Source organism: Haliea sp., from assembly GCF_041395985.1.
Lineage (GTDB): Bacteria > Pseudomonadota > Gammaproteobacteria > Pseudomonadales > Halieaceae > Haliea.
This window is the reverse complement of record NZ_JAWKZJ010000002.1, coordinates 621,835-630,209: the sequence shown is the minus strand read 5'-3', so window position 1 is coordinate 630,209 and position 8,375 is coordinate 621,835. Positions and strand designations below refer to the sequence as shown.

The window sequence follows — 8,375 nt, the reverse complement described above, 5'->3', positions numbered from 1 at the left end:
TCCGGTTTCATTAGACCACTACATGGACTACCTCCAAGGTAGTCCAAGATTTTGTCCGCACCCCCAAATACTTTGCTTTGCGCTCGGCGTCACAGCTTGTTTAGCCGCACTAACCACAGATGCCTCACTTTCTACTATCTTATAGCGATGTGCGGCCGTTTCAACATCACCCATATGCCCGGCCTGCAGGGATTGCTGCAGCGTCTGGATATTGATCTCGAGCTTCCGGAACCCCGTTACAACGTGGCGCCAACGGAGGACGTGGTGCTGTTGCGTGAGGGGCGTGCGGATAGCGCCCGCTGGTGGTTGGTGCCCTCCTGGGCGAAAGAGGTGAGCACCCGGTACAGCATGTTCAATGCCCGCGCCGAGTCGCTGGCCAGCAGCCCTGCGTTCAAACACCCGTTCCGGCAGCAGCGGGGCATCGTGCCGATGTCCAGTTTTGTCGAGTGGCGTGTGGAGAACGGCGGCAAACAGCCCTGGGTGATTACCAACGCTGCGCAGACCATCGCCGTGGCCGCGCTCTGGGATGTGTGGGAGGGCGGTAACGAGCCGCTGCTGTCCTGCGCACTGGTGACGACGGAGGCCGCAGCGGCTTTTCGTCCGTGGCACAGCCGGATGCCGGTGATGCTGACGCCGCAGGAATGCACACAGTGGATGGATAACCGCAGGCCCATCGACCCGCGTGACCCGATGCTGGCGCCGACGCTCAAGTTCGACCTGACGCTGTACCCGGTCAGCCCGGCTGTCGGCAGCGCGCGTCGGAAAGAGGCCACGCTGTTTCGTCCCATAGATCAAGCGATCACCTTGCCGACGTCAGCTTTAGCTGCCAACGCTTGACCCGCATCGCTCAGGCCTTTTATTCTCAACGATATTTAATAATCACTGCTAAAAATATTCGATAGGCTCATTGGTGTCACGAGCCCGGCGTTTACGGCGCATTTCCGGAAACCGACCGTTCCTGTGCGCGCGGGTGCCCGATGGATGCGTCAATTCATCTTTTGAGGAATGATGATATGAATAATAAAACCCTGATTTCTGGCGGAATGGTTGTTGATGGCACCGGCGCCCCCGCGTTTGCGGCGGATGTGCGCGTCCGTGACGGGCGCATTGTCGAGGTGGCGAGTGGCCTGCAGCCCGAGGGCGATGAACAGGTTGTAGACGCCAGTGGCTGCTATGTGTCGCCGGGCTTTATCGAAACCCACACCCACTTCGATGCAAACATGTGGTGGCAGCCAGATCTCGATCCGCTACCCGGCTATGGTGTGACCACCACCATTCTCGGTAACTGCGGCTTTACCGCAGCGCCGGTCTCCGATGACCCGGCAGTGCGCAGGGAGATGATCAACATCTTCTCCTTCTTTGAAGACATCCCTGTGGCACCCTTCCTGGAGCATTTGCCCTGGGACTGGCGCAGCTGGCCGGAGTACAAGGCGTCCATGACCAGCAAGGTCAGGGTGCCCGCCAACTATGGTGCTTTTGTTGGCCACCTCGCGATCCGTCTGGCCGTGATGGGCATGGACGCCTGGGAGCGCGTCGCAACGGCTGAGGAGGTGCAGCGCATGTGTGCGATGTTGGACGAGGCCCTGGCCGCTGGTGCCCTGGGCATGTCGTCCAACCTGCTGGACCACGATGGCCAGGACCGTCCGGTGCCAACCCTCAGAGCGGATGACGCCGAGTGGCAGGCGCTGTTGGATGTGCTGGCGAAGTATCCAGGTGCCACGCTGCAGGTGATCGTCGATACCTTCATGCGCAAGACGGCCCCGGATTCCATTGCGCGCATTGACCGCTTGATCGGCGATCGCCCGATTCGCGCGCAGGTGGCAGGCATGGCGCCGACCCTGACGTTTCAGAAAGACATCGAGGACAAGGTCGGCCCCCTGCGTGAGCGCTTCAAGCGCGAGGGGCGGGATATCCGGGCAGGCTTTGCCCACGTGCCCCCGACCAGTGTTATCAGCATCAAGAAGTCGCTGATTTTTGCCCAGTCCAATGACTATGTCTGGCACGAGGTGGTGCTGGCGGAGAGCGAGGAAGACAAGCTCAAGCTGCTGCAGGACGCGGATTGGCGCGAACGCGCGCGGGCCAGCTGGGACGAGAAAGTCTGGAAGCATTCGCCCTTCGCCAACCCCCAGAGCCTGCTGCTGATCAACTCGGAAAACGGCGTGGGCCCGGTGGATATCTCCCTCGCCGACTATGCGCAGCAGCTGGGGGTGCATCCCTCCGATGCCATGGCCGAATGGCTGGTAAAGAACTCTGTCCACTCCACGGTGCACATGGCGCCCTTCCCGCAGGACGAGCAGATGGTGGTGCGGCTGATCAAGGATCCGTGGACGGTTCCCAACATATCCGACGCCGGCGCCCACGGGCAGATGCTCTGTGGGGGCGGCGAAAACATTCGCCTGCTGAGCTACTACTGCCGGGAGAAGGGTTGGATCAGCGTGGAGGAGGCGGTGCACGCCCAGACCGGCAAGGTCGCAGACTTCTTTGGCCTGCAGGAACTGGGCCGGATCGAGGTGGGCCGACGCGCAGACATCACGGTGTTTAACCTTGAAGAGGTAGATCGACGGCCGATGAGGAAGGCCTTCGATGTGCCCGACGAAAACGGTGGCACCACCTGGCGCTTTACCCGTGACCCGGCGCCGATGCGCCTGACCATGGTCAACGGCGAGGTGACCTTTGCCGATGGTAAGTCCACAGGTGCCGTACCCGGCGAAATGCTTAGCCCGGCCGCGGCCTGAGGCGGCGCGTCTCCCCGGCAATGTGACGGAGTCACTGATGACAGACAAGAAAACACCCTACCTGATGAAAGGGGCCACGGCACCCACCTCCGCGAGCTCCATCCTGATCAGCTCTTCGAGGTACCTGAACGATGCGCGGGTGCGGGAAGGCATCGCCCTGCGCATGCTCGGACGCAACGGGCGCGACCTGCCCCCGACCTACAGCCTGCCCGCACTTTACGAAGCGCTGGGGGCAGTGGAGGATTACGAAGAGGTGCAGCGACTCTTCGACGAGGAAAAAAAGGTGAATCCGCGCTTCGCGGACTGGCTGTCGGAACGCTATCTCTCCACCATGGAGCGGGATGACTTCAGGCACTACCCGCCGGAGAGCGTGGGCGGCATCTACTACCGTTACCTGCACGACCGGCAGTTTGAACCCAACATCATCGAGTTGCACGAGCCGGAAAGCGACCTGGATTACTGGCAGATGCGCAGCTCCCAGATCCACGACGTCTTCGAGCACATTCTAGCGGCGGCACCCTTCGACATCATCAATGAAATGGTGCCCACGGCGATGAAAATCACCAATGTCCACAGCGTGCTCAGTCCGGGGCTCGCGGGCAAGTTGACCATCATCAACAGCACGCTCGTGTCGAGCCAGCTGATGCGCGCTACGCTGCACTACCCCGAGTGCATGACAGCTATCATCGAGCGCATGGAGCGCGGACTGTTGATCGGGCGAACGTCCGAGCCCTATTTCATGCTGAAATACGAGGATATTCTGCACCTGACCCCGGAGGCGGCGCGTGAAGTGATAGGTATGCGCAATGTGTTGGCGGTGGATTATCCGGAGCTGTCCAACGTAATCAGCGAGGGCGCGTACTTTGAGGAAATGGAAGAAGTGGAAGTGCGCGCGCGTCAGCGCGAAGCGCAAGAGGCGGTGTGAGCAATCATTGGGCCGCAGCAGCTTGCCAGCGGCCGTGACCACCCGCTTGTTACACAAACTTCAACAGCAATTCCGGCGTTGCGGTGAAGTCTCGCACGCTGCTTGACCGGTAGATCGCTTGCTTGACAATCTCCGGTGAGTAGCTGTAACACACATTGCCATTCCGGTGGCTTTCAACCGGCTCATTTGCCGTTCCGGGCACGTCGGCAAAGCGCCGCGCCTGTGCCACGAAATTACCGCGCTGCAACACCAGCGCCGCCTCCAGGGCGTCGCCGCTGAAACAGTCTCGCGCCCAGCTGGAGAAGCCGTGGAAGAGAGTGTGCCCGGCTAACGGTTCCGGGCCTGCCAGCGCAAGGCCACTGGCGTACCACCGGTGCACGACCATGCCGTTACAGTGCACGCTGAGCTCCGAAACGCCGTCACGTTCATCGGTGACGGCGACATCGTATTGCCGGACAGCGGCACCACGCGGGATATGGTTGATCGCGAGTATGCAAAGGTCCAGCCAGTGCGTGCAATTGCTTGTCGGGTCCGCGCGCCGGCTCAGTTGTGTGGCATCGCTGTGGATATCAGCGCCCACCAGCCGCTGCAATCGGGCGAGGGCGCCCGGGCAGGTGGAGAGCGGCGTGCGCAACGCATCGCCAGTGACCCGCTTGATACGCTGTCCATCGTGTTCAATGCACACGCGAAAGCCGTGGTTGTTGTCTTCCAATTCGGCAAGCATCGTGCCCTCACCGGGCACCAGCCGGATGCGGCGCCGATAGACTCCCGTACCGTAGTCGGGGTTGGTGATGGGCAGGTCTGGAATCGTCATTATTTCGTGATTACGCGCGCGGCGGCAGGCCGTGCAGCAGCGTCAGGAATTTAAGTTCAGTCCCGGCCCGGCGAAATTCAGACAGTGCCTGGTAGTCCGGGTCTGCGTACCAGGCCCGCGCCGCCGCTTCGCTGGGGAACTGGAACAACACCATGCGTCCCTCGCGGGGCTCCGGGCCCTCCAGGGTGTCTGGATTGTCATCGTAGGTGAAGAAGCTGCCACCGTGGCGCTTGAGAATCGGGAAGAAGCCTTTTTCGTATTTGCGGTATTCAGCGGCGTCATGAACGATAAAGTTGGCCACGATGTAGGCGGGTGCATCTGCCACGGTGATGTCCTCAATCAGATTGGAGAGCACACAGTACAGGGTTCGGGGTTTTGCCGCGAGACACGGGGGGTGGCACTATCATCAGGCAGGCTCACACATTTGAACTGGCGGACGCTTTCTGCCCGACTCGACTAGGTTAGCGGGGTCCAGTGCTCTAGATTGCCCGTGACTAAGACAAAGAGACAGTGCACATGAGCAACTCAACAAGCCCTGACAGTGGCGTGATTGTCACCGGCGGTGCGTCCGGCATTGGTCTGGCGAGCGCCGAGGCGCTGGCGGAGGTGGGCCGCCCTGTGGCGATATGGGATATCAATGCAGAACGCAGCGCGACGGTCGCGGCCGATATCGCACAGCGCTTTGGCGTTGCGACGGTCGGGGTGGGCGTTGACCTCAGCCAGGTCGGCAATATCGCCCCCGCCCTGCAGCAAACCCGCGCGGCGCTGCCCAGCATCGGAGGTCTGGTGCACGCCGCCGGTATCTCATTGGCTGTTCCCGTCGAGGAATTGACCGAAGCGGCGTGGGATGCCGTGCTGAGCGTCAATTTGAAAGCCCTGCCGTTCATGGTGCAGCAGCTGCGCAGTGCGCTCGTGGAACAACCCGGCTCGGCGGTGGTCGGCATCGCGTCGATCAATGCGACGCTCGGCAATCACATGAACCCGGCCTACACGGCGTCCAAGGGCGGCATGCTGTCGCTGGTGCGCTCGCTGGCCGATGATCTGGCGCGCGATGGCATTCGCATCAATTCGGTAACGCCGGGCTACATCCTCACGCCGATGATGCAGCCGGTGGTCGACCACCTGGAGCCGGGACATTTTGAGCGCCCGGTGATGCTGGGCAGGATGGGCGCACCACGCGAAGTGGCGGCCGCGGTGCGTTTTCTGCTGTCTGATGAAGCCAGTTACATCACCGCCGCGGAGCTGGTGGTGGACGGCGGCACAATCTCCTCACAGCGCACCCGCTAGCGCGCGTCGCCGGGCAGCTCAGGCGACCTGCCCTGCGGCTCTTCCCCATTACACCGCCCGACGCCGCAACCAATCTGCGAGCTCGGATTCATCGACTATGCCTTGTGCCGCCTTCACGATCAGAGCGCCGATATCTTCCGCCTCGTAATCGAGCGATATGCCATTCAAGCAAAGGCACACGTCCATTGCCGCGAATGCTGTCCGCTTATTGGCATCGTGAAAAGCATGCCCGACGGACAGGTAGCAGGCATAGCAGGCAGCCAGTTCAAAGACGTCACGGATCATGCCGAAGGCGATACGGTTGTCGATTCTGGCAATAATAGCCTCGATGGATTTATCGCCGGCCATGCCCTGGAGTTCGTGGCCCTCGATAACGAACTCATGAATCTCAACCACATCACGCGGTGAGAGGAAGATCACGTTTATTTGTCTTTGAGGTAGGCAAGCGTCGGCTTGAGATTGGAGCGACGTTTGCGCAGCAGGTCTGCAACCTCTTTCGGATCAGCAGGAGTAAACGCGATTTTCGCGACGGCTGAGGCGGGTACGAAGTAGCCCTCCAGCTGGTTGCGATTCAGGATTGCGACGGGTTTGTCGCCCGCTTTTTCGATGACTTTCTTGGGGTCCCGCAATTCGGTGAGTGATGCAGTTTTGTTGGTCAGGAGGTTTTCCATGGTCAATTTCCGATGCGTCAGCCTTTAGAGGATTGTGCCACAATCCAACTGTTAAATGTACATTTAAATGTATATTAACGGGTGTCCGGATCAAACGACCCACTTTCTGCACCGCCGCAGAGCTGGTGGTGGACGGCGGCACCATCTCCTCACAGCGCACCCGCTAGCGCGCGTCGCCGGGCAGCTCAGGCGGCCTGCCCCGCGGCAACGACCTTGTTGCGGCCCTCGTGTTTCGCCTGGTACATCAGGTCGTCGGCGCGCACCAGGGTATCCCAGATGCTGCTGTCGTTGTCGCGCACCGGCGCCACGCCCATGCTGATGGTGAAACGCTGGCCCGCCACTTCCAGGGCACTCACGGCGAGTCGCAGGCGCTCCGCGAGCACGGTGGCCTCGCGCAGGTCGGTTTGCACACAGAGGATGGCAAACTCCTCGCCACCCAGGCGCGCGATCAGGTCGAGCTCTCGCGATACCCGGGTCAGGCAATCCCCCAGCGCGCACAGAATCTTGTCGCCCACATCGTGGCCGTGGGTGTCGTTGACCACTTTGAAATGGTCGATGTCCAGCACCAGCAGCGTGAGCGGCGTGCCAAAACGCTCGCGGCGCTCGAATTCGTCGGCCGCCTGCGCATCCAGGCCGCGACGGTTGAGCAGCCCGGTCAGTGGATCGATAAACACCAGATCCCGCTCCAGGGAAAAACGCCGCAGGACAGCATAGCTGAAGCAGGCCAGCGTCATCAGAAGGCTGATCGCAGGAAGGTGGATCAGCCAGTCGGCGTTGGGCAGCAGGCCATTCACCCGTAGCGTGCTTAACACAGCAGCGATAGGTGCCAGCACCCAGCCGAGGGTGAAGATACCAGCCTGCTTGACCCCCTGCTGCCACAGGTACAGGGCCAGGCAGGTAGTGCAGATCGGCCCGATGACAATCACGGCCAGGCTGAGCACCAGCGCCAGCATGGGCGGCATCTGATGCAGCAGTGCCAGCCCCAGCGCCAGCCACTGCAGCAGTGCGACGGCCTTGTCGGCCTTCGGCGCCTTGTGTTTGAGGTCGAGGAAACCGCGGTAGAAGCGCGCGCCCAGGTGCATCAGCAGTGCCAGTGAAAGCATGTGCAACTGGTTGGTCCAGAGGATCAGGGCATCGGGCATGGCGTAGTGAGCAAACCCCATCAGGAAACTGACGTAGGCCGCGTAGACCGCGAGGTAACCCCCGAGAATGATAGCCAGACCGCTGTGCACCATGACCGCGCTCAACACCAGGTAGAACGCCGAAACCAACACGGCGCCAAACAGCGCGCCGTAGATCAGAGTGAGGGATTGTTCAATGCGGTTGTAGGCGTTGGGCGCGTACACCGACATGTCGAAATTCAGGTTGGACTCCGTTTCCACGAAGATATAGACCGGCGTTGTTGAACGCGCGGGCAGTTGTAGCAGGAAGGACGGTGTTCTCGGGCTTTCCCGGCTTCCCGCCAGATGTAAATCGCCCCTGCGCTGCTGATACCAGCTGCCGTCGGGACGGGGGTGGCGTACCTCAACCAGGTCCGTGGGCGCGTAATTGTGGCTCAGCACGATGGCCGTAGGCTGTTCCAGTGTGTTGTCGATCACCAGGCGCGCCCAGACGCCGCGGCTCTGCAAGCCGAGATTCAGCGCGCTTGCCGGGCTGAAGTCACCCGCGGCCCAGCGCGCCGCAATGCTTTCGGGCACACCGTCCGATGCCGCATCGAATAACAGCTCGAGGTTCCCCGGCTGCAGGCGGATGGCGGTCTCGGTGTTGGCCTGCAGGGTGATTGGCTGTGTGGCAAAGGCAGATTGGCAGCCAGCGCAGGCCAGAAGCCAGATTACAAACCAGCGCAGTGGTGCAGGTGTACGTGTCATGGCGGCAGCCCCGGAGCATGGGGTCTCGTGGAATCTTTACAGCGTAGCACAAGGTTTTCAGTTGCGTGCGCAATG

At 61.3% G+C, this 8,375-nt stretch carries 9 protein-coding genes; 4 read left to right on the top strand and 5 right to left on the bottom strand.

Annotation, left to right across the window (positions count from 1 at the left end; translation table 11 throughout):
* Window positions 1-147: 147 nt before the first annotated feature.
* From R3E49_RS06480 to R3E49_RS06470, 3 genes are all read left to right on the top strand, one after another.
* Entirely contained in the window at window positions 148-837 is a 690-nt protein-coding gene (locus R3E49_RS06480; RefSeq protein ID WP_371294287.1) for an SOS response-associated peptidase, read from the top strand.
* Window positions 838-1,013: 176 nt separating this feature from the next.
* Window positions 1,014-2,735, top strand: a complete 1,722-nt coding sequence (locus R3E49_RS06475) for an amidohydrolase family protein (protein ID WP_371294286.1) — start codon at window positions 1,014-1,016, stop codon at window positions 2,733-2,735.
* A gap of 37 nt (window positions 2,736-2,772) precedes the next feature.
* Window positions 2,773-3,660 (top strand): Coq4 family protein, encoded by an 888-nt coding sequence (locus R3E49_RS06470; protein WP_290744948.1) that lies wholly within the window; start codon window positions 2,773-2,775, stop codon window positions 3,658-3,660.
* A gap of 49 nt (window positions 3,661-3,709) precedes the next feature.
* On the opposite strand, the gene R3E49_RS06465 is transcribed toward R3E49_RS06470, so the two are convergent.
* Window positions 3,710-4,474, bottom strand: coding sequence for a DUF2889 domain-containing protein (locus tag R3E49_RS06465; protein ID WP_371294285.1), 765 nt, complete (start codon window positions 4,472-4,474; stop codon window positions 3,710-3,712).
* Between the two features lie 10 nt (window positions 4,475-4,484).
* Complete coding sequence (locus R3E49_RS06460) at window positions 4,485-4,799, bottom strand: DUF1330 domain-containing protein (protein ID WP_290744942.1); 315 nt, start codon at window positions 4,797-4,799, stop codon at window positions 4,485-4,487.
* A 191-nt stretch (window positions 4,800-4,990) separates the two neighbouring features.
* Between R3E49_RS06460 and R3E49_RS06455 the strand changes: the two genes are divergently transcribed.
* Complete coding sequence (locus R3E49_RS06455) at window positions 4,991-5,761, top strand: SDR family NAD(P)-dependent oxidoreductase (protein WP_371294284.1); 771 nt, start codon at window positions 4,991-4,993, stop codon at window positions 5,759-5,761.
* A 48-nt stretch (window positions 5,762-5,809) separates the two neighbouring features.
* Here R3E49_RS06455 and R3E49_RS06450 read toward each other — a convergent pair whose 3' ends face one another.
* From R3E49_RS06450 to R3E49_RS06440, 3 genes are all read right to left on the bottom strand, one after another.
* Window positions 5,810-6,181 carry a type II toxin-antitoxin system death-on-curing family toxin gene (locus R3E49_RS06450; protein ID WP_290744936.1) on the bottom strand — a complete coding sequence of 124 codons (372 nt, stop codon included), beginning with the start codon at window positions 6,179-6,181 and terminating at the stop codon, window positions 5,810-5,812.
* Between the two features lie 2 nt (window positions 6,182-6,183).
* Window positions 6,184-6,432: a hypothetical protein gene (locus tag R3E49_RS06445; RefSeq protein WP_290744933.1), complete on the bottom strand. Its 249-nt coding sequence runs from the start codon at window positions 6,430-6,432 to the stop codon at window positions 6,184-6,186.
* A gap of 185 nt (window positions 6,433-6,617) precedes the next feature.
* Window positions 6,618-8,300 carry a diguanylate cyclase gene (locus R3E49_RS06440; RefSeq protein ID WP_371294283.1) on the bottom strand — a complete coding sequence of 561 codons (1,683 nt, stop codon included), beginning with the start codon at window positions 8,298-8,300 and terminating at the stop codon, window positions 6,618-6,620.
* Window positions 8,301-8,375: the final 75 nt, after the last annotated feature.